This window comes from Cobetia amphilecti (genome assembly GCF_020217465.1).
Lineage (GTDB): Bacteria > Pseudomonadota > Gammaproteobacteria > Pseudomonadales > Halomonadaceae > Cobetia > Cobetia amphilecti.
This window is the reverse complement of the sequence record NZ_CP084115.1, coordinates 4,104,615-4,130,067: the sequence shown is the minus strand read 5'-3', so window position 1 is coordinate 4,130,067 and position 25,453 is coordinate 4,104,615. Positions and strand designations below refer to the sequence as shown.

Below are 25,453 nucleotides of genomic sequence, written 5' to 3'. Positions count from 1 at the left end.
GAATGTCGGTCGTCTCGAACCTCCGGCGCGCCCAGCAGCGCATGAGAGGTTCGTGCCAAGGAGCCCCCCGTGGACGTTCAGTTCCAGTTTGATTGGCAGGCCGCACTCAATTCGGTGCCCTACCTGCTCGAGGGCATTCCCTGGACCCTCGCCATTTCCTTCGGTGGCCTCGCCATCGGCTTCGTGCTCGGCATCCTGTTCGGACTGCTGAGCCTGTCTCCCAGCCGCATCCTGCGCTGGGTCGCCACCGCCTATATCGAGATCTTCCGTGGCACCCCGGTGCTCGTCCAGGTGCTCTTCATCTTCTATGGCCTGCCGCAGATCATCGGTGGCCCCATCGATGCCCTGACCGCCGGCATCGCCGCGATCGCCTTGAACTCGGCCGCCTATATCTCGGAAATCGTGCGCGGTGGCGTGCAGTCCATCGCCCGTGGCCAGCGGGAAGCCGGCCTGTCACTCGGCCTCTCCACCCCGCAGACCTTCCGCTATGTCATCTGGCCTCAGGCGCTGCGCCGCATGATTCCCGCGCTGGGTAACCAGGGCATCGTCTCGATCAAGGACACCTCGCTGTTCTCGGTGATCGGCGTCGGTGAGCTGGTGCGTCAGGGGCAGATCTACATCGCCACGACCTTCAATGCGCTGGAAACCTACTTCATGGTCGCGCTGCTGTATCTGGTGATCACCCTCAGCCTGTCATTTGGCTTGCGGATGCTCGAGCGCCGCGGGTTGGTGGGCCAATGATGTCTCTCTGCCCCCCACGCGCGACGGATATAGCCGCGCCCTCTCACCTTCAGCCTGATCTCATTTCTCTGACGACCTTCCGGCATGCAGCGCCGGTTCGGAGCGCCCCATGACTGCCATCGTGAAGATGCACAAGCTCAACAAGCATTTCGGCAGCCTGCATGTCCTCAAGGACATCGAGCTCGAGGTCGCCCAGGGGGAGGTGGTGGTGATCATCGGGGCCAGTGGCTCCGGCAAGTCGACACTGATTCGCTGCGTGAACGGCCTGGAAGAGTTTCAGGACGGCAACATCGAGGTGGATGGGCATTCGCTGATCCCCCACGGCAAGAGCCACAGGGCGCTCAAGGCGATACGCACCGAAGTCGGCATGGTCTTCCAGCAGTTCAACCTCTTCCCGCACATGAGCGTGCGTGACAACGTCAGCCTGGCCCCCATCAAGGTGCGCGGCACCTCACGACCGGCGGCCGAGCAGCAAGCCGATACGCTGCTCGAGCGGGTCAATATTCTCGAGCAGGCCGACAAGTACCCGGGGCAACTCTCCGGCGGCCAGCAGCAACGCGTGGCCATTGCCCGCTCATTGGCGATGGAACCGCGCCTGATGCTGTTCGATGAGCCCACCTCGGCACTGGACCCGGAAATGATCGGCGAGGTACTCGATGTCATGCGCAAGCTGGCCCGCGAAGGCATGACGATGATGATCGTCACCCATGAAATGAGTTTTGCCCGTGAAGTGGCAGACCGGGTGGTGTTCATCCATCAGGGCAGCATCGTCGAGGAAGGCACGCCAGAGCAGGTCTTCGATACGCCGCAACATCCACGTACCCAGAGCTTCCTGGCCCGCGTACTGTCCCACTGAGCGCCTTCCACAAGGCTCGCTGAGCCACTGGTCAGACAAGCGTTGAGCACGTGAAGACCCTACCCGCTGCCATGCGTGCAGCGGGCATGCCCCGACCGTCAGGTCGGGGCATTTTTTTTGTCCTCAGAGGCCCTCGCGAGCCCTGCGGATCGCCAAACGATGAAAAATCTTCTCTCCCCGCGCCATCTGTCGGCATTTCGAGAAGAAAAAAACGAATTTTTTTGGCCCCGGCCATCCCCTTGCCAGGTCACGCAAACACGCCTTGGCGCTCGAAGGAATGACGCTTTCCCCGCCTGGCAGTCCTCGCTGAGGCGTCGCTTTAGCGTGTGAAAAACAGGGATAAATCAGGGGCCTAGCCGGAAAACCACACGAGGATAACGTGCACCGTGAGCCGCTGGGACAGCGTTCAGGCAGTCTCAGCGGCCGACACGGGCAAAACAAGCGAAAAAGTATCCACAGGCTGGGGCGTGTAACGTCATTGGCACCATTGGCGAGGGCTGTAGCCATTCACGCACCACTTATCCCATGACTGTCTACAGCCTTGGGCAGCGCAGGAAATCGACATTTGCCTCTGTGGACATTTTCCGGCATTATCCGCGGCCTTCTTGCCGTCAGACCATGCAGCACTAGGGGTTGTGGGTAACAACGCCACTTGTGCACAGCAGGGCAGAAAAGTCGGGTACCAGCTCGGTATGAATCAGGGGATAATCGGGGCTGTGGACAAGGCCGCATTTCATCCACAGGAAGCGACCGGTGGCGTCCTCAGGTACTCCGCATTTTCTCCCCAACTATATCAACATCGTAAGCTTTTGATTTGTAACGGATAAATTCGATTTCCCACTGATTTTGTCCACAACAGTAGTTACAACATCAACAGAACCCCTTTTTCTTTTCTTTATATAATCTTGTTATCCGGAAACCCGAAGGACGGACCGAGACCTCACGATCGACCTGACGTGAACTCGCCGAATCCGAAGTGTTCGGGATAACGAACGGCTGTCTGGGTAGCGCATCCCTCGCCGGAAAATCGACGCGTCGTATCCGCAAGACTCGTGAATCGCCGCGGCGTGGATTGATGCCCCAGAAGAAACAACCCGGGCATTCGCTCATGGCCTGCCAGGGCAAGGCGCTGTGGAAAACTCCTGACGCTTACCCACAGGCGGTTTATACTGTGCGGCCCGGACGTCATCCTGCTGGCTTGCAAGCTCCCTCACCGGTCGAGCACATGCCTTCGGCGACGGACATCATTCGCCATGCCGTCTGGCAGTCCTTGATTCATCCAGGCATCGATTCATCGCCCTGCCTGGCCGATTTGCCTGCTTCGCCAACCAGCGAACAGCGCTTCACCCAAGTTTCGTGATACCCCGAGGTGCCAACGTGGATTACCCGAACCGCTTTGACGTGATCGTCATCGGCGGCGGTCATGCCGGTACGGAAGCCGCACTGGCTGCTGCCCGCATGGGCCGTCAGACCCTGCTGCTGACCCATAACATCGAGACGCTGGGCCAGATGTCCTGCAATCCCGCCATCGGCGGGATCGGCAAGAGCCATCTGGTCAAGGAGATCGATGCGCTGGGCGGTGCCATGGGCCTGGCCACCGACATGGCGGGTATCCAGTTCCGTACCCTGAATGCCCGCAAGGGGCCGGCAGTGCGTGCCACTCGCGCACAGGCTGACCGGGCGCTGTACAAGGCCGCGATCCGCAACGTGCTGGAAAACCAGCCGAACCTGACGCTGTTCCAGCAGGGTGCGGAAGACCTGATCGTCGAAGGCGAGACCGTGCGGGGTGTCGTCACCCAGACCGGGATCCGCTTCCACGCCACCACGGTGGTGCTGGCGACCGGGACCTTCCTCGGCGGCGTGATCCACATCGGCCTGGACAACCATGCCGGTGGCCGTGCCGGTGATCCGCCCGCCAATGGCCTGGCATCGCGTCTGCGTGAACTGCCGTTCCGGGTCGATCGCCTCAAGACCGGCACCCCGCCGCGCATCGATGCCAAGAGCGTCGACTTCAGCAAGATGGAAGCCCAGCCGGGCGACACGCCGCGTCCGGTGATGTCCTACATGGGCAGCCGTGAGATGCAGCCGGAGCAGGTCAACTGCTACATCACGCACACCAACGAGCGCACTCACGAGATCATCTTCGCCAATCTCGACCGCTCGCCGATGTATTCCGGCGTCATCGATGGCATCGGGCCGCGTTACTGCCCGTCCATCGAGGACAAGGTGCATCGCTTCGCCGACAAGAACAGCCACCAGGTCTTCATCGAGCCGGAAGGCCTGAATACCCATGAGCTGTATCCCAACGGCATCTCCACCTCGCTGCCCTTCGATACGCAGCTCGAGGTGGTGCGCTCGATCCGTGGCATGGAGAACGCGCACATCACGCGTCCCGGCTACGCCATCGAGTACGATTTCTTCAATCCCCAGGACCTGCATCACTCCTTGGAGACGCGTTTCATCAAGAACCTGTACTTCGCCGGTCAGATCAACGGCACCACCGGCTATGAAGAAGCCGGTGCCCAGGGGCTGCTGGCGGGCGTCAATGCCGCCTTGCGCGCCACTGACGACGAGTCCTGGCATCCGCTGCGTGACGAGGCCTACACCGGTGTGATGGTCGATGACCTGATCACCCTAGGCACGCGCGAGCCGTACCGCATGTTCACCTCGCGTGCCGAATATCGCCTGCTGCTGCGTGAGGACAATGCCGATCTGCGTCTGACCGCCAAGGGTCGCGAGCTGGGCCTGATCGATGACGCCCGCTGGGAAGCCTTCGATCGCAAGCGTGAAGCCATCGCCCGCGAGACCGCGCGTCTCGAGAGCACCTGGCTGACGCCGAAGAGCCCGGAGCTGGCCCCATTGAGCGACAAGCTCAGCTCGCCGCTCAAGCGCGAAGCCAGCCTGATGGAGCTGCTCAAGCGTCCGGAGCTCGAGTATCCGGATGTGGCAGGTCTGAAAGGGGAAGGGGTCGACGACTGGCGCATCGCCGAACAGGTACAGATCACTGCCAAGTACGCAGGCTATATCCAGCGTCAGCAGGAAGAGATCGACCGCCTGCGTCGTCACGAGCACACCGAACTGCCGACCAGCCTCGACTATGATTCCGTCGATGGTCTCTCCAACGAGATCAAGCAGAAGCTCAACGAAGCGCGCCCGGCGACGCTGGCCCAGGCCGGTCGCATTTCCGGTGTCACGCCGGCAGCTGTCTCTATCCTGTTGATTCACTTGAAGAAGCGTCAGCTGATCAAGGCGGAGACACCCGCAGATGCCGCAACGACTGACACGGGAGTCGCGCAATGAGCCAGACGCTCAACGAGACACAGCGTGAACGTTGCGCTCAGCTGCTCAGTCGTGGTGCCAGCGCCATGGGAGTGGCGCTGAGCGAGGAACAGCACGCCCAGCTGATGACGTTGCTGGTGCTGTTGCACAAGTGGAATCGCGCCTATAACCTCACCGCGGTACGTGAGCCGGAGGCGATGGTGACTCGCCATCTGCTCGATAGCCTCAGTGTGCTGCCTTATATCAGTGGGCCACGCCTTCTGGATGTCGGCGCTGGCCCGGGCCTGCCCAGCATCGTGATCGCGATCATGCGTCCCGACATCGCCGTCGTGCCGCTGGATTCGAATGGCAAGAAGGTGCGCTTCCAGATTCAGGCCGGCCATGAACTGGGCCTCAAGAATCTGAGCCCGACCCAGGTCCGTATCGAAGCCTATGATGGCGCGCCGTTCGAGCAGATCATCTCGCGTGCCTTCGCCGATACCGATGCCTTCGTCAATCTGTCGGCGGCCGTGCTCGCCGAGGGCGGCGAATGGCTGGCCATGAAAGGGCGCATCCCCAGTGATGAGATTGCCCGCCTGCCGATGGGTGTCTCGCTGGTCGAGACATTGGTGCTGGAAGTGCCGGGCGAGGAAGGGGAGCGTCACCTTCTGCGCCTCAAGCGCGACTGATAAAGCGCCTCAAGGCGTGCGCAGGGATTGTGCCGGGCGCAAAAGGCAGGCAGCCTGATGTTTTCACGAGGGCAGATCATTGATCTGTCCTCGTGAGCATGTGGCTGGTGCCAATGGCCCCGCTTCTCAAGGAACCAAGGAAGTCGCTCGTGACCAAGATCATCGCGCTGACCAACCAGAAGGGTGGCGTCGGCAAGACCACCACTGCCGTCAATCTGGCGGCGTCGCTGGCGGCACTCGATCGCCGCGTTCTGCTGATCGATCTCGACCCGCAGGGCCATGCCACCATGGGCAGCGGCATCGACAAGCACGACCTCGAAGGCAGCGTGCTGGATGTGCTGCTGGGCGAACTGCGTGCCAGTGACGTGATTCTCGATTGTCCCGATGCCGGCTACGCCCTGTTGCCCGGCAATGGCGACCTTACCGCCGCCGAGGTCGATCTTCTCGGTGTCGAGGGGCGTGAGCGCCGCCTCACGGAAGCTCTGGCGCCGATCGCCGCGGAATACGACGTGGTACTGATCGACTGCCCACCCTCGCTCAACATGTTGACCGTCAATGCCCTGACCGCCGCCCATGGCGTGCTGATTCCGCTGCAGTGCGAGTTCTATGCACTGGAAGGTCTGTCAGCGCTGCTCGATACCGTCGAGCAGATTCAAGGCAACGTGAATCCGGCCCTCGACGTGTTCGGGATCGTGCGTACCATGTACGACGCTCGCAACAGTCTGACCCGCGATGTCAGCAAGCAACTTTCCGATTACTTTGGCGATACCCTGATCAAGGCGACCATTCCGCGCAACGTGCGGGTGGCGGAAGCGCCGAGCCACGGCCTGCCGGTGACCAAGTATGCGCGTCTGTCGCGTGGCAGCCAGGCCTATCGGGTGCTCGCCAAGGAATTGATTCGTCGTCTCTCGCTGTAACTTCACCGAGGAAGGTCCATGACGCGTAAGCGTGCCCTGGGAAGGGGCCTGGATGCCCTGATTGGCGCCGGAAACCGCCGCCGCCATGTCGAAGCCGATATAGAAGCTGTCGATGGCGACGCCATCGATGCGTCACCGGATGCCGCGCTGGCCGCGAATCCGGCCGCTGCCACGGCGGAATTGCCCAGCGAGCGCCTCGAGCGCTTGCCGCTCGGGCAGCTGCAGCGTGGCAAGTATCAGCCACGGCGTGACATTCAGCCGGAAGCGCTCGAGGAGCTGGCGGATTCCATCCGGGCTCAGGGCGTGATGCAGCCCATCGTGGTGCGTCCGGTGGGGGAGGGGCGCTACGAGATCATCGCCGGCGAGCGCCGCTGGCGTGCCTCGCAGCTGGCGGAGCTGGATACCATCCCCGCCGTCGTCCGCGAAGGCATCAGCGATGAGATCGCGCTCGCGCTGGCATTGATCGAGAATATCCAGCGCGAGAACCTCAATCCGGTCGAGGAAGCCCTGGCGCTCAAGCGCCTGCTCGAGGAATTCGAGCTGACCCAGCAGCAGGTGGGCGACGCGGTCGGGCGTTCACGCGCCCAGGTCACCAACCTGCTGCGGCTGCTGACGCTGGAACAGGAAGTGCAGACCCTGCTGGAGCGCGGTGAGCTCGACATGGGGCACGCGCGTGCCCTGATCGGCCTGACTCCGGCACGTCAGCGCAAGCTGGCCCATGAAGTCGTCGAGCGCGAGCTGACCGTGCGCCAGACCGAAGCGCTGGTGAAAAGCGTGCAGAAGGGTGAGCAGCCCAAGTCGGCACCGGCGCGACCGGACGCCGACATCCAGCGTCTGGAAACGCGCCTCTCGGAGCAACTGGGCGCTGCCGTCAATATCCGTCACGGCAAGAGCGGCAAGGGCAAGGTCACCATCTCCTACACCAGTCTGGATGAGCTGGACGGCATTCTCGGCCATATCCACTAGTGGGTGAGCAGGGGAGGGCTGACCGCGCGTCACACCTCCCCGGGCGGCAATTTTCCGCGTGACGGATCACGATCCTCTTTCGCGCCCCTGTGACTCATTGTCGCAGGGGCGCGAAATGCATCTGACATTCAAGATATTGAAGGATGTTGCTGACGTCAGGTTGTGATTCATGCAACCCTGTGTCGCTCGCACCGCAAGCGACTGTCAACGTAAGCAAACTGTCATCGGTTTCCCGCAAGATAGTGAGGCTTTGGTCGTAAGCTTGCGAAAGATCAAGGAATTTAGCTTGTCGTTTGGTTGATGGCGGTGAAGCGCTCCCCTATAATCCGGCGAGTTTGCTCCCGGGCTGTGTCCAGCGCAGCGCCAGAAATGGCGAAGGCCATCATTGCGAGACACAGGTCCAAGATGCACAAGACGACACCCGCTGCTCTACAACGCCCTCAGGTGGCTCGATTGCTCTGGGGCCAGGCGCTGGTCATCGTGATTGCCGTCTTGCTGGCGGGAGTGATGAAAGGCAGTGGTGCGGCGCTTTCCGCGCTGTGTGGTGGGCTGGTCTGCCTGCTGCCCAATCTGTTTTTCGCCTGGCGTTCACTGCGTGTGACCGGTGCACGCTACGCCCAGGCAATGGTCAAGGCCTTCTATCAGGCCGAGGCCGGTAAGTTCGGTTTGACGGCCGTATTGTTTGCGTTCTTCTTCATTGCAGTGCCGCCCTCAAACCCCGCTTTATTTTTTTGCGCTTACGTGGCGGCAATGGCGGTTCACTGGCTGGGCCCCTGGCTGGTGAAGCGAACACCGTACACACGAACCTGAGGCAGAGTCATGGCAGGCACCAACCCGAGTCCCTCCGAATATATTCAGCACCACCTGCAGAATCTGACGTACGGCAACCACCCGGAACACGGATGGTCACTGGCGCACAGCGCTCAGGAAGCGGCCGACATGGGATTCTGGGCCATCCACCTGGATACCATGGGCTGGTCGATCGGTCTGGGCCTGATCTTCCTGTGCCTGTTCCGCAAGGTCGCCAAGTCCGCCACCACTGGCGTTCCCAGCGGTCTGCAGAACTTCGTCGAATTGATGGTCGAGTTCGTCGATCAGTCCGTGCGTGAGACCTTCCACGGTCGTTCACGCCTGATCGCACCGCTGTCACTGACGATCTTCTGCTGGATCTTCCTGATGAACCTGATGGACTTGATCCCCGTAGACTGGCTGCCTGGCGTTGCTGCCAAGGTCGGTGAGATGTTCGGCGCCGATCCGGCTCACGTGTTCTTCAAGGTGGTGCCGTCCACTGACATCAATGCCACGCTGGGCATGTCACTGTCCGTGTTCGCGCTGATCATCTTCTATTCCATTCGCGTCAAGGGCCTCAAGGGCTTCCTGGCCGAACTGACGCTGCACCCGTTCAACACCCCGAACAAGCTGGCACAGATCGCGCTGATTCCGGTCAACTTCCTGCTTGAGTTCGTGACGCTGATCGCCAAGCCGATCTCTCTGGCGCTGCGTCTGTTCGGTAACATGTATGCAGGCGAGCTGATCTTCATCCTGATCTCGCTGGTCGGTATCTGGCAGCTGCCCCTGCACTTCCCGTGGGCGGTCTTCCATATCCTGGTCATCACCCTGCAGGCATTCATCTTCATGATGCTGACCATCGTCTACCTGAGCATGGCCAGCGAAGACCACTGATGTAATTCGCCCCACGCCATCCGTGGCGTGGGGCAAGATTTCCGAGCTCTGCTCACACCCTCAACCCTTGACTTAAACTTGACTAAAACTGGAGTTCCACAATGGAAGCACAAGTTCTTGGCATGACCGCTATCGCCGTCTCCCTGCTGATCGGCCTGGGCGCCCTGGGCACCGCCATCGGTTTCGGTATCCTCGGTGGTAAGTTCCTGGAAGGCGCAGCGCGTCAGCCGGAAATGATCCCGCAGCTGCAGGTCAAGATGTTCATCGTCGCTGGTCTGCTGGATGCCGTGACCATGATCGGTGTTGGTATCGCGCTGTTCTTCACCTTCGCCAACCCGTTTGTCGGTTAAACATCGGCTGGCCTCCGGCCTACCGTGTTTTTGACCCAACAATCGTGAAGCGAGAGGTGCTGGCGTGAATCTGAACTTAACCCTGATTGGTCAGGCCATCGCCTTTGCGGTCTTCGTTTATTTCTGCATGAAGTATGTCTGGCCGCCGGTCACACAGGCTCTGGCAGAACGTCAGAAGAAGATTGCAGATGGTCTGGATGCTGCCAGCCGTGCTACCCGTGACCTCGAACTGGCGCAGGAAAAAGCCACCGAGACTCTGCGGGAAAGCAAGGATGAAGCAGCACGCATCATTGAGCAGACCCATAAGCGCTCCAACCAGATGATCGAGGAAGCACGTGAAACTGCACGTGCGGAAGGCGAGCGTCTCGTTGCGCAGGCCCGTGCCGAAATCTCCCAGGAGATCAACCAGGCCAAGGACGAGCTCCGTGGTCAGGTCGCTGCTCTTGCAGTGGTCGGCGCCGAGCGCATCCTGGAATCCTCCATCGACGAAGCCAAGCACCGCGAGCTGATTGACAAGCTCGCTGCCGAGCTCTGAGGAGACTGATTCCATGGCTGAAACGTCTACCTCCACCGCGGCTCGCCCGTACGCCAAGGCGGCGTTCGAGTTTGCACGCGGCCAGCAGGCGCTAGAGGCCTGGTCCGGCATGTTGTCGACAGCGGCGCTCGTCGCTGTCGACGCAAACGTCAAGGCGGTGCTCGACAACCCCAAGCTCTCCACCGAGCACAAGGTTGGCACCTTCCTGGACGTGTGCGGTGAGGCGCTGGATGACAGCGCCCGCAACTTCATCCGGACTCTCGGTGAGCAGGACCGCCTTGCGGCCCTGCCCTCCGTGGCCGAATTGTTCGAGGCCCAGAAGGCCGAGCAGGAACAGCGTGTCGAGGTGACCCTGGTGTCTGCCTTTGCACTGGAGAGTGAGCAGGAAGAAAAGCTCGCCACTGCCCTGCGCAAGCGTCTGAACCGCGACATCTCCATTACCACTCAGGTGGATAGTACGCTGCTCGGCGGCGTCATCATCCGTGCCGGAGATACCGTCATTGACGGCTCCGTGCGCGGCAAGCTGGCCCGGCTTTCCGAAGCACTGAACTCCTGAGTCCGAGGGACATGGCATGCAGCAACTGAATCCTTCCGAGATCAGCGACATCATCAAGCAGCGTATCGAAAAGCTTGACGTCGCATCCGAAGCCCGTAATCAGGGCACCATCGTCAGCGTCTCCGACGGCATCGTGCAGATCCACGGCCTCGCAGACGTCATGTTCGGTGAGATGATTGAATTCCCGGGTGGCGTCTTTGGTATGGCGCTTAACCTTGAGCGCGACAGCGTCGGTGCTGTCGTTCTGGGTGACTACCTCCAGCTCGAAGAGGGCATGACCGCGCAGTGCACCGGTCGTATCCTCGAAGTGCCGGTAGGCCCGGAAATGGTCGGCCGTGTGGTCGACGCGCTGGGTAACCCGATTGACGGCAAAGGCCCGATCGACGCCAAGCTGACTGACGCGGTTGAGAAGGTCGCTCCGGGTGTCATCGCCCGTGAGCCGGTCGACCAGCCGGTGCAGACAGGTCTGAAGTCCATCGATGCCATGGTGCCGATCGGCCGTGGTCAGCGCGAGCTGATCATCGGTGACCGTCAGATTGGTAAGTCCGCCATCGCGATTGATGCCATCATCAATCAGAAGGGCAAGGGCATTACCTGCGTCTACGTCGCCGTCGGCCAGAAGCAGTCCACCATTGCCAACGTCGTGCGCAAGCTCGAAGAGCACGGCGCGATGGAACACACCATCATCGTCGCTGCTGGCGCTTCCGACCCGGCTGCCATGCTGTTCTTGGCACCGTACGCCGGTTGCACCATGGGTGAGTACTTCCGCGACCGCGGTGAAGACGCGATGATCGTCTATGACGATCTGACCAAGCAGGCATGGGCGTATCGTCAGATCTCCCTGCTGCTCAAGCGTCCGCCGGGCCGTGAAGCCTACCCGGGTGACGTCTTCTATCTCCACTCCCGTCTGCTTGAGCGTTCCGCACGCGTCAACGCCGATTATGTCGAGCAGTTCACCAAGGGTGAAGTGAAAGGCAAGACCGGCTCCCTGACTGCGCTGCCGATCATCGAGACCCAGGGTGGCGACGTGTCTGCGTTCGTTCCGACCAACGTGATCTCCATCACCGACGGTCAGATCTTCCTCGAGACCAGCCTGTTCAACTCCGGCATCCGTCCGTCCATCAACGCGGGTCTGTCTGTTTCCCGTGTCGGTGGTGCTGCTCAGACCAAGATCATCAAGAAGTTGGGTGGTGGTGTGCGTCTGGCACTGGCTCAGTACCGTGAGCTGGCAGCTTTCTCCCAGTTCGCCTCTGATCTGGACGAAGCGACCCGCAAGCAGCTCGAGCATGGTCAGCGTGTCACCGAGCTGATGAAGCAGAAGCAGTACTCTCCGATGTCCGTGGCCGACATGGCGATCTCGCTGTTCGCGGCCAACGAAGGCTACCTGGATGACGTCGACGTCGCCAAGGTGCTGGGCTTCGAGAAGGCGCTGCTGGACTTCATGCGCTCCGAGCACGCGGATCTTCTGGACAAGATCAATCAGTCCGGCGGCTACGATGACGAGATCAAGAATGGTCTCAAGGCTGGCGTCGAGAAGTTCAAGGCGACTCAAAGCTGGTAAGTGGCATGGCCCGGCCAGTCCGGGCCCTGTCGTTTCCCTTCGGGTGGCATGAATAAGGCAGATCGCTATGGCAGCTGCAAAAGAGATTCGCTCCCAGATCGGGAGCATCAAAAATACGCAAAAGATCACCAGCGCCATGGAAATGGTGGCTGCGTCCAAGATGCGTAAAGCGCAGGATCGCATGGCGGCCAGCCAGCCTTATGCTCATCAGATCCGCAAGGTTGTAGGACACATCGCCCGGGCCAACCCGGAATATCGCCATCCGTATCTGATGGAACGCGATGTGAAGCGTGTCGGTTATATCGTGGTCTCCAGTGATCGCGGCCTGTGTGGTGGCCTGAACGCCAATCTGTTCAAGGCTGTCACCAAGCATGCGAAGAGCTGGCGCGATCAGGGTGTCGAGGTGGACTTCTGTGCCCTCGGCTCCAAGGCCGGTACCTTCTTCCGCAACTACGGTGGCAACCTGCTTGCCGCCAAGTCCGGTCTCGGGGATTCCCCGGGTACCCAGGATCTGATCGGTAGCGTCAAGGCCATGCTGGACGCATTCGACGAGGGCAGCCTCGACCGTCTGTACGTGGTGTTCAACGAGTTCGTCAACACCATGACGCAGAAGCCGGTCGTGCGTCAGCTGCTTCCTCTCGAAGCTGATCTGAATGACGAAGAAACCGGTCCCACTACATGGGACTACCTGTATGAGCCGGATGCCGTCTCGTTGCTCGACAAGCTGCTCAAGCGCTATGTCGAGGCCCAGGTCTACCAGGCCGTGGTCGAGAACATCGCCTGCGAACAGGCAGCGCGAATGATCGCAATGAAGAGTGCGACCGATAACGCCGGCGACCTGATCGACGACCTTCAGCTGGTCTACAACAAGGCCCGCCAGGCAGCGATCACTCAGGAAATCTCCGAGATCGTATCCGGTGCCGCCGCCGTCTGATGACAGCGTGGCAACAGGCAAGCAGGTTTCAATCGCAGGTTTAAGAGGAACCAGGAATGAGCGGACGTATCGTACAAATCATCGGCGCGGTGATTGACGTCGAGTTTCCGCGGGACGCAGTGCCCAAGGTCTACGACGCCCTGAACGTCGCCGATAGCGAGACCGTACTCGAAGTCCAGCAGCAGCTGGGCGACGGCGTGGTCCGTACTATCGCAATGGGTTCGACCGAAGGCCTCAAGCGCAGTCTCGCAGTTGAGAGCACCGGTGCTCCGATCTCCGTGCCGGTCGGCACGGCGACTCTGGGTCGCATCATGAACGTGCTGGGTCAGCCGATCGACGAAGCTGGCGACGTGGGTGCTGAAGAGCACATGCCGATTCACCGTGCAGCCCCGAGCTTCGCGGAACAGGCAGCGTCCAACGAGCTTCTGGAAACCGGCATCAAGGTCATCGACCTGGTCTGCCCGTTCGCCAAGGGCGGCAAGGTCGGTCTGTTCGGCGGCGCCGGTGTCGGCAAGACCGTCAACATGATGGAGCTGATCCGCAACATCGCCACCGAGCACAGCGGTTATTCCGTGTTCGCGGGCGTGGGTGAGCGTACTCGTGAAGGTAACGATTTCTTCCACGAAATGAAGGAATCCAACGTTCTCGACAAGGTTGCCCTGGTCTATGGCCAGATGAACGAGCCGCCGGGTAACCGTCTGCGCGTGGCACTGACCGGTCTGACCATCGCCGAGAAGTTCCGTGACGAAGGTCGTGACGTTCTGCTGTTCGTCGACAACATCTATCGTTACACCCTGGCGGGGACCGAAGTGTCCGCACTGCTGGGTCGTATGCCGTCCGCGGTAGGTTATCAGCCGACTCTGGCGGAAGAGATGGGCGTCCTGCAGGAACGCATCACTTCTACCAAGACTGGCTCGATCACTTCCGTGCAGGCCGTCTACGTCCCCGCGGATGACTTGACCGATCCGTCTCCGGCGACCACCTTCTCGCACCTTGACGCGACAGTCGTACTGTCCCGTCAGATTGCCGAGCTGGGTATCTATCCGGCCGTTGACCCGCTCGACTCCACCTCTCGTCAGCTCGACCCGCTGGTCGTTGGCGAAGAGCACTACAACACTGCCCGTAACGTTCAGGGTGTGTTGCAGCGCTACAAGGAGCTGAAAGACATCATCGCCATCCTCGGGATGGACGAGCTGTCTGACGAAGACAAGCAGACCGTGGCACGTGCGCGCAAGATCCAGCGCTTCCTGTCACAGCCGTTCTTCGTTGCGGAAATCTTCACCGGCGCGCCGGGCAAGTACGTGTCCCTCAAGGACACCATCCGCGGCTTCCAGGGTATCCTGGACGGCGAATATGACGCACTGCCGGAGCAGGCGTTCTACATGGTCGGCACCATCGACGAAGCTGTCGAGAAAGCCAAGGGCATGTAATTTCCCTGTTCAGGCATGAGGAAACAGGTATGGCTATGAGCGTCCATTGCGACATCGTCAGCGCTGAGAAAGGCATCTTTTCCGGCCTGGTCGAGCGTCTCGTGGCTGCCGGCAGTGAAGGTGACCTCGGCATCATGCCGGGTCACGCTCCGCTGCTGACCGAGCTGCAACCCGGCCCGATTCGCGTTCAGCGTCAGGGTGGGGCCGAGGAAATCTACTACGTCAGTGGCGGATTCCTTGAAGTGCAGCCGAACCTCGTTTCAGTCCTCGCCGACACCGCAGTACGTGCCGACGATCTGGATGAGGCGGCAGCCCAGGAAGCCAAGGAAGTGGCCTTGAAGGCCATGAACGACCAGGCTTCCGAACTGGAATACTCACGCGCCACGGCCGAACTGGCCGAGGCGATGGCCAAGCTGCGCACCGTGCAGCAGATGCGTCGTCACACGCGCTGAGATGCACTGGGCCATGACGGCCAGTGACAGGAAAGAGGCGACCTTCGGGTCGCCTTTTTTTGTGCTCATCACCCGGGAATGGACAGTCTTGCCGCTGGGGTAGCCTGGCGCGATTCAAGGTTGAGCGTGCTCATCCGTCAGCACCTTGAGCGCTGAGCCGCTTGGCTGAGAGCCCTTGCGGGAGCACTGATACTTTCTCGGGTCTGTTCTCGGCGACAGTCCCGTGGGTAAACCTCGTCACTGGCAGGTCACGGATCAGCTGCTATCATGGCGCCACTATTTTCAGGGCTTCAGGTATGAAGACCCGCTTTCTACAGGAGTTCACCGATGAGCAGCGCAGAGCGTACCGACGTCGTCATTCTTGCCGCAGGCCAGGGCACCCGCATGCGTTCCAGATTGCCGAAGGTGCTGCACCCGTTGGCAGGCAAGGCAATGGTGCGTCATGTGGCTGACACCGCTGCAGGCCTGGACGGTGCGCATCTGAATGTCGTCATCGGTCATGGTGGTGAGCGCGTTCAGCAGCAGCTGGCCGATACCGGCGCCAGCTTTGCGGTGCAGGCAGAGCAGAAGGGCACCGGCCACGCCGTGGCCCAGTCACTGGACGCCATCGGTGATGGCAAGGTGCTGATCCTGTATGGCGATGTGCCGCTGATTCGTCGCGAGACCCTCGAAGCGCTGCTGGCCGAAGTCAGTGAGCAGACTCTGGGCCTGCTGACGGTGATTCTGGAAGACCCGACAGGTTATGGCCGTATCGTGCGCGACGCCGAAGGCCGCGTCAGCGCCATCGTCGAGCACAAGGATGCCACGCCGGAGCAGCTGGCCATCCAGGAAGGCAACACCGGTATCCTCGCCACCACCGGTGCCCAGCTCAAGCGCTGGCTGCCGGCGCTGTCCGCCGACAATGCCCAGGGCGAGTACTACCTGACCGACATCATCGCCATGGCAGCCAGCGAAGGCGTCAACATCGCCACCGCCCAGCCGGCGGCGGTCGAGGAAGTGCAGGGCGTCAACAACCGCCTGCAGCTGGCCGATCTCGAGCGTGCCTTCCAGCGTCGTGAGGCCAACCGCCTGATGACCGAAGGCGCCAGCCTGGCCGACCCGTCACGCATCGACGTGCGCGGTAAGCTGACCATCGGCACTGACATCAGCATCGATGTCGGCTGCATCTTCGAAGGCGACGTCACCCTGGCGGATGATGTGGTCATCGGCGCCCACTGCGTGATCCGCAACGCCACCATCGGTGCCGGTGCCAACATCGCGCCGCACAGCGTCATCGACGGCGCCGTGCTGGAAGGCGACAACAACGTCGGTCCGTTCGCGCGTCTGCGTCCGGGCACCGAGCTTGCGCGTGGCGCACGCATCGGCAACTTCGTCGAGACCAAGAATGCCCAGGTCGGTGTCGATGCCAAGATCAATCACCTGAGCTATGTCGGCGATGCCACCCTCGGTGAGGCCGTCAATGTCGGCGCCGGCACCATCACCTGCAACTACGATGGTGCCAACAAGTTCCGCACCGAAATCGGCGCCAATGCCTTCATCGGCTCCAACTCGGCGCTGGTGGCACCGCTCAAGATCGGTGCCGGTGCCACCGTGGGTGCCGGTTCTACCTTGAGCCGCGATGTCGCCGAGGGCGCGCTGAGCGTGGCGCGTGGCAAGCGTATCGACAAGCCGGAATGGCCGCGTCCGACCAAGAAGTGATCGGCAGTTGTGGTAGCGATGCTTGCCCCTGAGGGTAGATGAGCATCACCGGCGGGGAGGCACCGACAGGTGTCTCCCCGTTTTTCGTCACGGTCGATTGTGCTGGACGGCCTGCCGGGAGTGAATCGCCTCATCCTCTATCGTCTTTCACTTGATGTTTCGATTCATCTCTCTTATCTTTCGGTTCGAAACTTTATGGGAGTCCCCGATGTCAAAGCGACTGACACCGCAACGGCGTCACCAGATCCTTGATCAGCTGGCGCGTGACGGTGAGGTCAGTGTCGAGGCACTGGCGCGGGAGCTTGCCACCTCGGAGGTCACCATCCGCAAGGACCTGGCCTTCCTCGAGAAGAGTGGCCTGCTGCTCAGACGCTATGGCGGCGCCGTGGCCATGCCGCGTGAGCTGCTGGTGCATGACGAGCCGGTCAGCGCCGCCAAGCAGGCCATCGCCCGTCTCGCCGCGAGCCGTATCCGCGCGCACCAGCGCATCATCATCGACAGCGGCACCACCACGGTGGTGTTGATTCCCGAGCTCAAGGGCCGGGATGACCTGATCGTGATGACCAACTCGCTGAGCGTGGCCAATGCCATCCGCGAGCTGGAAAACGAGCCGGTGCTGCTGATGACCGGTGGCACCTGGGACCCGCACTCCGATTCCTTCCAGGGCCAGGTGGCGGAGCAGGTGCTGCGCAGCTATGACTTTGATCAGGTGTTTCTCGGCGCGGATGGTCTCGATCTCGAGCGTGGCACCACCACCTTCAACGAGCTGATCGGCCTGTCGCGCGTGATGGCCGAGGTGTCGCGTGAAGTGGTGGTGATGGCGGAATCCCACAAGCTGGGCCGCCGCATTCCCAACCTGGAGCTGGCCTGGTCCAGCGTCAGTACCCTGATAACCGATGACGCGTTGCCTGATGCTGCGCGTGACCAGATTCGTGCTCATGGCGTCGAGGTGTTGATCGCCCCGCTCATCGAGCCAGCAACTGCATAAGGAGATCGCTCATGTGTGGCATCGTCGGCGCCGTCGCCAGTCGTAACGTCCAGAACATCCTGCTCGAGGGCCTGCACCGCCTCGAATACCGTGGCTACGACAGTGCGGGCATGGCCGTCCTCTCCGAAGAGGGTCGCCTGAACCGCGTGCGTGCGCTGGGCAAGGTCGGGGCGCTGCAGAGCCGCCTCGAGGAAGCTCCGCTCAAGGGTCGTGTCGGCATCGCGCACACCCGCTGGGCCACCCATGGCGCGCCGAGCGAAGCCAATGCCCACCCGCACCAGTCCGGCGATAGCCTGGCCGTGGTCCACAACGGCATCATCGAGAATTACGAGACCCTCAAGCGCGAGCTGGAAGGCCAGGGCTACGTCTTCACCTCCGAGACGGACACCGAGGTGGTCGCTCACCTGCTGGCGCGTGAATACACCCTGAGTCAGGACCTTCTGACCGCGGTGCAGAAAGCCGTGGCGCTGCTCGATGGCGCCTTCGCGCTGGGCGTGGTGCACCGTGCCCAGCCGGACGTGCTGATCGGCGCGCGTCAGGGCAGCCCGCTGGTGATCGGTGTCGGGATCGACGAGCACTTCCTGGCCTCCGATCAGCTGGCGCTGCTGCAGGTCACCGATCGCTTCATCTACCTGAAGGAAGGCGATCTGGTGCGCATGACCGCCGAGCAGATCGAGATCTTCGAGCAGGGCGAGCGTCTGGTCACCGAGGCCAACGAGCGTCCGGTGCAGACCTTCGAGCACGCGCAGGATGCCGCTTCCAAGGGCGATTACCGTCACTTCATGCTCAAGGAAATCCACGAGCAGTCGCGTGTGCTGGCCGCCACGCTGGAAGGCCGCCTGAACGGTGATCACGTGCTGGTGCGCAGCTTCGGCAGCGAGGCGGAAAACCTCTTCCGCCAGGTCAAGCAGGTGCAGATCGTCGCCTGTGGTACCAGCTACCACGCTGGCATGGTCGCGCGTTACTGGATCGAGCGTCTGGCCGGCATTCCGGCGGCGGTCGAGGTCGCCTCCGAGTTCCGCTACCGCCCGGTGGTGGTCGCCGATGGTACCCTGTTCGTCACTCTGTCCCAGTCCGGCGAGACCGCCGATACGCTGTCCGCGCTGCGTTATGCCCAGTCGCTGGGAGGCTTCCTCGGCAGTCTGGCGATCTGCAACGTCCCGGGCAGCTCGCTGGTGCGGGAATCAGACCTCAGCCTGATGACCATGGCCGGCCCGGAAATCGGCGTCGCCTCCACCAAGGCCTTCACCACCCAGCTGGTCGGCCTGATGCTGCTGACACTGTCGCTGCGTCGTGTGCGTGGCGGTGATGAGGCGGGTGAAGCCGAGGTGGTGCGCGAGCTGCGTCAGCTGCCGTCGCTGGTCACCAAGGCACTGGCCATGGACAGCGAGATCGAGCGTCTCTCCGAGGCCTTCGCCGACAAGCACAATGCGCTGTTCCTCGGGCGTGGCACCCAGTTCCCCATCGCACTGGAAGGCGCCCTCAAGCTCAAGGAAATCTCCTACATCCACGCCGAGGCCTATCCGGCGGGCGAGCTGAAACACGGCCCGCTGGCACTGGTCGATGCTGACATGCCGGTAGTGGCGGTGGCGCCGAACGACGAGCTGCTCGAGAAGCTCAAGTCGAACCTGCAGGAAGTGCGCGCGCGTGGCGGCGAGCTTTATGTGTTCGCTGACGAGAACATCAGCCTTGAAGAGAGCGAAGGCGTGCGCGTGCTGCGCATGCCGCATGTCAGTGAAGTGCTGGCGCCGATTCTCTACACCCTGCCGCTGCAGCTGCTGTCCTATCACGTCGCCGTGCTCAAGGGCACCGATGTCGATCAGCCGCGCAACCTGGCCAAGAGTGTCACGGTCGAGTGATCTGCGATGCAAGATGGCTGCGCCATATCTGGCGCAGCAGCAGATGAGCCCAGTCTCATTGTGCCAACGGCAGCCTCAGGGCTGCCGTTTTTGGTATCCTGTGCGCCTGCCTTCTTATCCCCTTCCGTCCGCTGCGCGTTCATCGCCCGGCGCACGCACGTGACCTGCCATGACTGATCGCGACGCATCGCTTACCCGCCTCAACAAGTTCATCAGCGAAACGGGCTTCTGCTCGCGACGCGAGGCGGATCGCTACATCGCCGAAGGACGAGTGACCATCAATGGTGTCGTGCCCGAAATGGGCACCAAGGTCGCGCCGGGCGATGAGGTGCTGGTCAATGGCAAGCCATTGAAAGCCAAGCAGGAAGCGGTCTACCTGGCCTTCAACAAGCCGGTGGGCATCACCTGCACCACCGAGCGCCATGTCGACGGCAACATCATCGATTACATCGGTCATCCCAAGCGTATCTTCCCGATCGGTCGCCTCGACAAGCCCTCCGATGGCCTGATCTTCCTGACCAGTGACGGCGATATCGTCAACAAGATCCTGCGTGCCGGCAATGCCCACGAGAAGGAATACGTGGTGCGGGTCGACAAGCCGATCAACGGCGACTTCCTCAAGCGCATGGCCGCTGGCGTGCCGATTCTGGACACCATCACCCAGCCGTGTCGCATCGAGCAGATCTCGACCTATGTGTTCCGCATCACCCTGACCCAGGGCCTCAACCGTCAGATCCGTCGCATGTGTGAGGCGCTGGGCTATGAGGTCTTCAAGCTCAAGCGGGTGCGCATCATGAATGTCAGCCTGGACGGGCTGGGAGTCGGCGAATGGCGGTATCTCACCCAGCGCGAGATGGCGGATATCCAGCAGATGATCGAGGGCTCCAGCGGCACTGAGGAAGCCTCGCGCCTGGCGGCGGCACCGCCTCCTTCCCAGCACGCGACGGCCGCGCGCCATCAGCGCGCCGCCCAGGATACGGACGCTGGCCGGCGTAGCGGGACTCGACGTCATGAGGGCGGCAAGAGCGGATCCGGCCAGCGCAGCCCTGATAAACGCGAGACACGTCAGCGCGGTGCTGATCAACGCCGTGCGGGCCAGCGTTCAGGAGCCAAGCAGGAGGGTGCAGGGCGTCGCGAGCGTTCTGACGAGCGCACCACGGGGCGTGGCAATCAGGAAGGCAGAAGCGACGGTAGAAGTGCCAGCAGGAATGCCAGCAAGAGTGCGGGCGGCGCCGGCAAGCTTGCCAGCGGACTCAAGCCGCGCACGCGTGGCAATGCCAGTGATGGCCGCAATGAGCGTGGCGCGGCCAACAGCAAGGGCTCTGTCAACAAGGCCTCTGCCAACAGCAAGACCGCTGCCAACAAGGGCGGCGGCAGCAAGAGTTACGGCAACACGAGCTCGGGGAAAAACAGCTCGGCTGGCAAGGGCGCCTCGTACAAGGGTAGCGGTCCCTCCAATGGGGGACGCGGTCGCCGCTAGTGAGCCGTCTGCACCTGCTTGTCATGCGCCGGTGAGGCAGGCTGTGCAGTCTGAGGCGTGCGGCGATGGTAGCGGCCCAGCACGAAGGACAGTGTCGCGAATGCCAGTGCCGAACAGATGACCTGTGGCCAGGGGTAGACCAGCGCGGCGATCGCGATCAGCAGCAGGTCGAAGGCGAAGGTGGTGCGACCGGCATGGATGCCGAAGCGTCGCTCCAGATGCAGTGCCAGAATGTTCAGGCCGCCCAGCGAGGCGTTCTCGCGAAACAGCAGCGTGATGCCCAGGCCGATCAACAGGCCTGCGGCTATCGCCGCGACCGGCAGGCTGACGGCACCCAGCGGCAAGCTGACCGCCAGCACATCGGACAGCACGGAGAGCAGGCTGACGCAGCCCAGCGTGCGCAGGGTGAAATTCAGCCCCAGCTGTTTCCAGGCCAGGCCGTAGAAGGGCAGGTTGATCAGGAAGAACAGGCTGCCGAAGCTCAGTGCTGTCAGGTCGGCACCCAGCAACGACATGCCGGCAGTGCCACTGACCAGCAGGCCACCGGCCTGCAGCAGGCGTACGCCAAGCGCCACCAGCAGGCAGCCCTCGATGAGCGTGATCAGGCTGCGCAGGGTGATGGCATTTGCCGCGCGAGAGCGGCTGCCGCTGGCGCGCAGAATGAGTCGTTGGAAAGCAGTCATGACAGGCTCCGGGGTATGGGCAGTCAACAAGAGTGTCTTCCGGCGCGGCTTGTGGCTGGCTGGAAGCGGAGTCAGGGCGGTGGGTGGACCGCTTGCTGACGTGTCATGCAGGATGCGGACCATAGCACGCCGTGATGACAGTTTTTATTGTGCTTACGTCGCTCTGGCAGACGATATTCTTCGGCTTATTGGCTCTTTGACCCTTATATTCCTCTAGTTCTGGCCTCTTCATGCACCATTTTCATGCAGCCTCCGCACCGTCGGATGCCTCGCACTCGGCGGGGCATCTTCATCTCGGGCTCGCGATGTGGGCCAATGACGACTGGCGCGGCAGCCTGCTGCCGGGCAGCGGCCCGCGGGAACATCTGGCGGATTACGCCCGGGTCTTCGATAGCGTCGAGGGCAATACCAGTTTCTATGCCCAACCCACGTCTGCTGCCATCGCCAGCTGGGCACGTCAGGCGCCGGCCAATTTTCGTTTCTGCTTCAAGTTGCCGGGCCGACTGACTCATGAATTGCGCCTGCAGGGCATCGAGCAGGAGCTGGCGGAGTTTCTCGATTGCCTGGCGCCGATAAAGGACCGCCTCGGTCCGATCATGATTCAGCTGCCGCGTGACCTCGGGGCGGAAGTCCTGCCACGCCTCGAGCAATTTCTGCAGTCGGTGAAGGGAGCAGGGCTTGCCTGGTCGGTGGAGCCCCGCGACCCGGTATTCTTCGCCAAGGGCGAGGCGGAACGACAGTTGAATCGCTTGTTGATAACTCACGCAGTCGATCGCGTGATGCTGGATGTGCGTCCACTCTTCAGTGGCCCCACCACCGCGCATCCGGGCCTTGCGGTGGCGCGCGCGGAAAAGCCTCACCGCCCATTGCATGTGTTCTCCAGCGGACAACATCCCGTGGTGCGCTTCATCGGTCATTACGATGAAGCCACCAACCGGGCACTGTTCGCTCCCTGGGTAGAGCGACTTTTCTTGTGGATAAGTCAGGGGAAAAGCCCGTTTCTCTTTGTACATACACCGGACAACAAGGCAGCGCCCGCGCTGGCACGCCTGCTGGCCAATCAGGTGCTGGCGAAACTGGACCGCCCCTTGATCGGGGCCTTTCCGGGAGAGGGGCAGGGCAGCCTGTTCTGACGCTCCACCTGGCCGTGAGGTTTCTCCTGTGAGGCCATGGTCTGATGGTGGCTTGCTGGCAGATGGCCCCTCAATCGAGTAGCTTTAGCCACATGTTGCCGTTACCTCGGCGATATTTACCGGAGATGGGCAGTCTGCCCGTTCCGGCGTGCCTATCGGCACTTGCCTGTCATTCCCCACGACCTATCCGGTCAGCGTGAATGCCGGGAGCACCACAGCAGTGATCCTGCGACGCCATCGTGTTGGCCACGGATGATCCGTCCGCATTGGCAGCATGATGCAACAAGCACAACAAGGTGTCCGAAGTCGCTACCAGCGACTGGCACCCTCGCGACGAATCAGGGATTCACATGTCATCCAAACCGCATTCCCACGCACAGTGGTCTTCTCGCCTGGCCTTTACCCTGGCTGCCGTCGGTTCTTCCGTCGGTCTGGGCAATATCTGGAAATTCCCCTACATGACAGGTGAGAGCGGCGGCGGTGCCTTCGTCCTCGTCTATCTGATCTGCATACTGCTGATCGGTCTGCCGATCCTGATGTCGGAATGGCTGCTGGGTCGCCTGGGGCAGAAGAACCCCATCTCGACCATGAGCCACATCAGTGCCCGGCTCAAACGCAGTCCCGCCTGGGTCTTGATCGGGGTGGCCGGCGTGCTCGGCGCCTACCTGATCCTGTCCTTCTACAGCGTCATCGGTGGCTGGGCGCTGGCCTTCATCGCCGACGCGGCCAGCGGCAGTTTCGAAACCCTGACCTCTGACACGGCCGGTAGCCTGTTCGGCGGTCTGCTGGGGGACCCGACCACACTGCTGGCCTGGCACAGTGCCTTCATGCTGATGGTGATCCTGGTCGTGGCCGGCGGGGTCGCCGGTGGCCTGGAGCGTGCCGCCAAGATCCTGATGCCGCTGCTGGCGGTGATGTTGATCGTGCTGGTCGGCTACGCTGCCACCACCGATGGCTTCGCTGATGCCGCCGCCTGGCTGCTGACGCCGGACTTCTCCAAGCTCGACAAGGATGGCGTGCTGGCGGCCATGGGGCATGCCTTCTTCACCCTGTCACTGGGCATGGGCATCATGATGGCCTACGGCTCCTACCTGTCCGATGACGTCAACATCGGGCGTACCGCGCTGGTCGTGGTGGTGCTGGATACCGTCATCGCCCTGCTGGCCGGTCTGGCCATCTTCCCGGTGGTGTTCTCCAACGGCCTCGACGCCGCCGCGGGCCCGGGCCTGATCTTCCAGACCCTGCCGCTGGCCTTCGGCCACATGCCGGGCGGTGAAGTCTTCGGCGTGGTGTTCTTCGTGCTGCTGGTATTCGCGGCCTGGACCTCAGGCATCTCGCTGCTGGAGCCCATCGTCGAATGGCTGGAAGAGAAGACGCCGATGTCGCGCGTCGGCTCGGCCTGGGTCGCGGGTATCGCCACCTGGCTGCTGGGCATCGCCACCATCCTGTCCTTCAACCTGTGGAGTGACGTGGCGCCGCTGGGTATGTTCGCCAAGTTCGAAGGCATGACCATCTTCGACCTGCTCGACTACGCGACCAGCAAGCTGATGCTGCCGCTGACCGGTCTGGCGACCATCGTCTTCGTCGGCTGGTTCATGGGCCGTGACGAGGTGCGCAGCCAGCTCAACATGAGCGACTCGGCCTTCTCGCTGTGGAGCTTCGTGGCGCGCTATATCGCCCCGATCGGTGTGGTCGTGGTGTTCGCGTCCAGCCTGTAGGTCTAGTGAGATCTCGAGAGATATAGAGAGATCTCGTGAAACACTTGCCATGACATGCCTCAGGCCTGTCATGGCAGGCAATGCGAAAGGCCCGCCATCCGGTGGGCCTTTCCTGTTTCTGAGCCTGGAGAATCTCAACCCGGTCGCGTGCTTGCCTGGCAGGCGTCATGGCTGGGTAGCGCTGCGCTGCGTGGCCGTCGTCTGTCATTCGTTTGACATAGAAGATTCATCCTTTCCGAGAGGGAAAGTCGCCATCAGGCGTGAGCCTGGTTTCAGGTATTGAGAGGCGCATGGCGGCGGATACGCACTGAAATGGTGCATCAAGGATGATGGCGGCACGCGATAGAGGAGAAATGTGACAAACAGAAGAAGAGCGGTGGGGCGGAAAATGAGGTGAGAAAAAACGAATATTTCGGGATTGATGAGCAGGACACCGGGCATGACAGCGCAGAAGGCACTTCAGTCAGGGGGGATGATGCTGAAATTGCGCCAGAGGGGGGTACGACCATGCTCGAAAGAGATGGTGGAAGGTGTCGCATGGAGCCCGAACCCTGGCGGATCAGAGCGTGAAAACATCACTGATCGGCGGGGAGCGTATCGCCTCCCCGCCTGGAATCAGTGGGTGTCGATATCGCTTTCAGTATCCATTTCCAGCACTTCGATGTCGCTTAAATCCTCGCTTAGGCGCTTGATTTCGTTGTGCAATTCTATTCCACGACGGGCGCGGAGATGGCGGACTGCGCTTTGTTTCTTGCGGGCCTGATGTTCGTCGGCACCGAGAGTCATGAAAATATCGAGAAGCTCTTTCTTGAGCGTATCTACCTGCTCTGAATTACGCATGATTCGACCTCCATGGCATCCAAAGGATGTGGGCTTTCACTGGCGCCACACCGTTTTACTATAGCTCACTTGACAAAATTGTGACTATCGCCTGCCTGTGCAGGCGACACCCCTGGGGGGATGACG

Annotated in this window: 24 protein-coding genes; 22 read left to right on the top strand and 2 right to left on the bottom strand. The window is 61.7% G+C overall.

What is annotated here, in order from left to right; translation table 11 throughout:
• The first annotated feature begins 69 nt into the window (after positions 1–69).
• The 20 genes from LCW13_RS17275 to rluF all read left to right on the top strand — a co-directional run bounded on the left by LCW13_RS17275 (position 70) and on the right by rluF (position 20,953).
• Positions 70–741, top strand: coding sequence for an amino acid ABC transporter permease (locus LCW13_RS17275; RefSeq protein ID WP_043331697.1), 672 nt, complete (start codon positions 70–72; stop codon positions 739–741).
• A gap of 109 nt (positions 742–850) precedes the next feature.
• The gene (locus LCW13_RS17270; protein ID WP_054556363.1) at positions 851–1,597 is read left to right on the top strand and encodes an amino acid ABC transporter ATP-binding protein; all 747 of its coding nucleotides are present in this window, start codon (positions 851–853) and stop codon (positions 1,595–1,597) included.
• A gap of 1,075 nt (positions 1,598–2,672) precedes the next feature.
• The gene (locus LCW13_RS17265) at positions 2,673–2,957 is read left to right on the top strand and encodes a hypothetical protein (protein ID WP_153636726.1); all 285 of its coding nucleotides are present in this window, start codon (positions 2,673–2,675) and stop codon (positions 2,955–2,957) included.
• Between the two features lie 17 nt (positions 2,958–2,974).
• Positions 2,975–4,897 carry a tRNA uridine-5-carboxymethylaminomethyl(34) synthesis enzyme MnmG gene (gene mnmG / locus LCW13_RS17260; protein ID WP_153636725.1) on the top strand — a complete coding sequence of 641 codons (1,923 nt, stop codon included), beginning with the start codon at positions 2,975–2,977 and terminating at the stop codon, positions 4,895–4,897.
• A complete protein-coding gene (gene rsmG, locus LCW13_RS17255) occupies positions 4,894–5,544 on the top strand; it encodes a 16S rRNA (guanine(527)-N(7))-methyltransferase RsmG (RefSeq protein ID WP_043331700.1) in 651 nt (216 codons plus the stop codon). Before mnmG ends, rsmG begins: the two co-directional genes overlap by 4 nt.
• Positions 5,545–5,693: 149 nt before the next feature.
• Complete coding sequence (locus LCW13_RS17250) at positions 5,694–6,461, top strand: ParA family protein (RefSeq protein WP_043331702.1); 768 nt, start codon at positions 5,694–5,696, stop codon at positions 6,459–6,461.
• An 18-nt stretch (positions 6,462–6,479) separates the two neighbouring features.
• Positions 6,480–7,427: a ParB/RepB/Spo0J family partition protein gene (locus LCW13_RS17245; protein ID WP_153636724.1), complete on the top strand. Its 948-nt coding sequence runs from the start codon at positions 6,480–6,482 to the stop codon at positions 7,425–7,427.
• 405 nt (positions 7,428–7,832) lie between these two features.
• On the top strand, positions 7,833–8,237 hold the full coding sequence (locus LCW13_RS17240) for an ATP synthase subunit I (RefSeq protein WP_043331819.1): 405 nt from the start codon (positions 7,833–7,835) through the stop codon (positions 8,235–8,237).
• A 9-nt stretch (positions 8,238–8,246) separates the two neighbouring features.
• Positions 8,247–9,110: a F0F1 ATP synthase subunit A gene (gene atpB, locus LCW13_RS17235; RefSeq protein WP_043331706.1), complete on the top strand. Its 864-nt coding sequence runs from the start codon at positions 8,247–8,249 to the stop codon at positions 9,108–9,110.
• Positions 9,111–9,211: 101 nt separating this feature from the next.
• Complete coding sequence (gene atpE / locus LCW13_RS17230; RefSeq protein WP_011508579.1) at positions 9,212–9,460, top strand: F0F1 ATP synthase subunit C; 249 nt, start codon at positions 9,212–9,214, stop codon at positions 9,458–9,460.
• A 64-nt stretch (positions 9,461–9,524) separates the two neighbouring features.
• Complete coding sequence (locus LCW13_RS17225; RefSeq protein ID WP_043331708.1) at positions 9,525–9,995, top strand: F0F1 ATP synthase subunit B; 471 nt, start codon at positions 9,525–9,527, stop codon at positions 9,993–9,995.
• 13 nt (positions 9,996–10,008) lie between these two features.
• A complete protein-coding gene (locus LCW13_RS17220; RefSeq protein ID WP_043331710.1) occupies positions 10,009–10,551 on the top strand; it encodes a F0F1 ATP synthase subunit delta in 543 nt (180 codons plus the stop codon).
• Between the two features lie 16 nt (positions 10,552–10,567).
• Positions 10,568–12,112 (top strand): F0F1 ATP synthase subunit alpha, encoded by a 1,545-nt coding sequence (atpA, locus tag LCW13_RS17215; protein WP_043331712.1) that lies wholly within the window; start codon positions 10,568–10,570, stop codon positions 12,110–12,112.
• A 67-nt stretch (positions 12,113–12,179) separates the two neighbouring features.
• Complete coding sequence (gene atpG, locus LCW13_RS17210; protein ID WP_043331714.1) at positions 12,180–13,046, top strand: F0F1 ATP synthase subunit gamma; 867 nt, start codon at positions 12,180–12,182, stop codon at positions 13,044–13,046.
• 56 nt (positions 13,047–13,102) lie between these two features.
• Entirely contained in the window at positions 13,103–14,476 is a 1,374-nt protein-coding gene (gene atpD / locus LCW13_RS17205; protein WP_043331716.1) for a F0F1 ATP synthase subunit beta, read from the top strand.
• 29 nt (positions 14,477–14,505) lie between these two features.
• Complete coding sequence (locus LCW13_RS17200) at positions 14,506–14,928, top strand: F0F1 ATP synthase subunit epsilon (protein ID WP_054556360.1); 423 nt, start codon at positions 14,506–14,508, stop codon at positions 14,926–14,928.
• Between the two features lie 327 nt (positions 14,929–15,255).
• Positions 15,256–16,626 (top strand): bifunctional UDP-N-acetylglucosamine diphosphorylase/glucosamine-1-phosphate N-acetyltransferase GlmU, encoded by a 1,371-nt coding sequence (gene glmU / locus LCW13_RS17195; protein WP_153636723.1) that lies wholly within the window; start codon positions 15,256–15,258, stop codon positions 16,624–16,626.
• 208 nt (positions 16,627–16,834) lie between these two features.
• Complete coding sequence (locus tag LCW13_RS17190) at positions 16,835–17,614, top strand: DeoR/GlpR family DNA-binding transcription regulator (protein WP_043331724.1); 780 nt, start codon at positions 16,835–16,837, stop codon at positions 17,612–17,614.
• 11 nt (positions 17,615–17,625) lie between these two features.
• The gene (glmS, locus tag LCW13_RS17185; RefSeq protein ID WP_043331725.1) at positions 17,626–19,473 is read left to right on the top strand and encodes a glutamine--fructose-6-phosphate transaminase (isomerizing); all 1,848 of its coding nucleotides are present in this window, start codon (positions 17,626–17,628) and stop codon (positions 19,471–19,473) included.
• Positions 19,474–19,642: 169 nt separating this feature from the next.
• Positions 19,643–20,953 carry a 23S rRNA pseudouridine(2604) synthase RluF gene (gene rluF, locus LCW13_RS17180; protein WP_153636722.1) on the top strand — a complete coding sequence of 437 codons (1,311 nt, stop codon included), beginning with the start codon at positions 19,643–19,645 and terminating at the stop codon, positions 20,951–20,953.
• On the opposite strand, the gene LCW13_RS17175 is transcribed toward rluF, so the two are convergent.
• Positions 20,950–21,636 (bottom strand): YitT family protein, encoded by a 687-nt coding sequence (locus LCW13_RS17175; RefSeq protein ID WP_082388683.1) that lies wholly within the window; start codon positions 21,634–21,636, stop codon positions 20,950–20,952. The genes rluF and LCW13_RS17175 overlap by 4 nt on opposite strands.
• 230 nt (positions 21,637–21,866) lie before the next feature.
• Here LCW13_RS17175 and LCW13_RS17170 point away from each other — a divergent pair, with 230 nt between their 5' ends.
• A complete protein-coding gene (locus LCW13_RS17170) occupies positions 21,867–22,769 on the top strand; it encodes a DUF72 domain-containing protein (protein WP_153636721.1) in 903 nt (300 codons plus the stop codon).
• 350 nt (positions 22,770–23,119) lie between these two features.
• Positions 23,120–24,487 carry a sodium-dependent transporter gene (locus LCW13_RS17165; protein ID WP_043331727.1) on the top strand — a complete coding sequence of 456 codons (1,368 nt, stop codon included), beginning with the start codon at positions 23,120–23,122 and terminating at the stop codon, positions 24,485–24,487.
• Between the two features lie 615 nt (positions 24,488–25,102).
• On the opposite strand, the gene LCW13_RS17160 is transcribed toward LCW13_RS17165, so the two are convergent.
• Positions 25,103–25,327, bottom strand: a complete 225-nt coding sequence (locus tag LCW13_RS17160; RefSeq protein WP_043331728.1) for a PA3496 family putative envelope integrity protein — start codon at positions 25,325–25,327, stop codon at positions 25,103–25,105.
• Between the last annotated feature and the right edge of the window lie 126 nt (positions 25,328–25,453).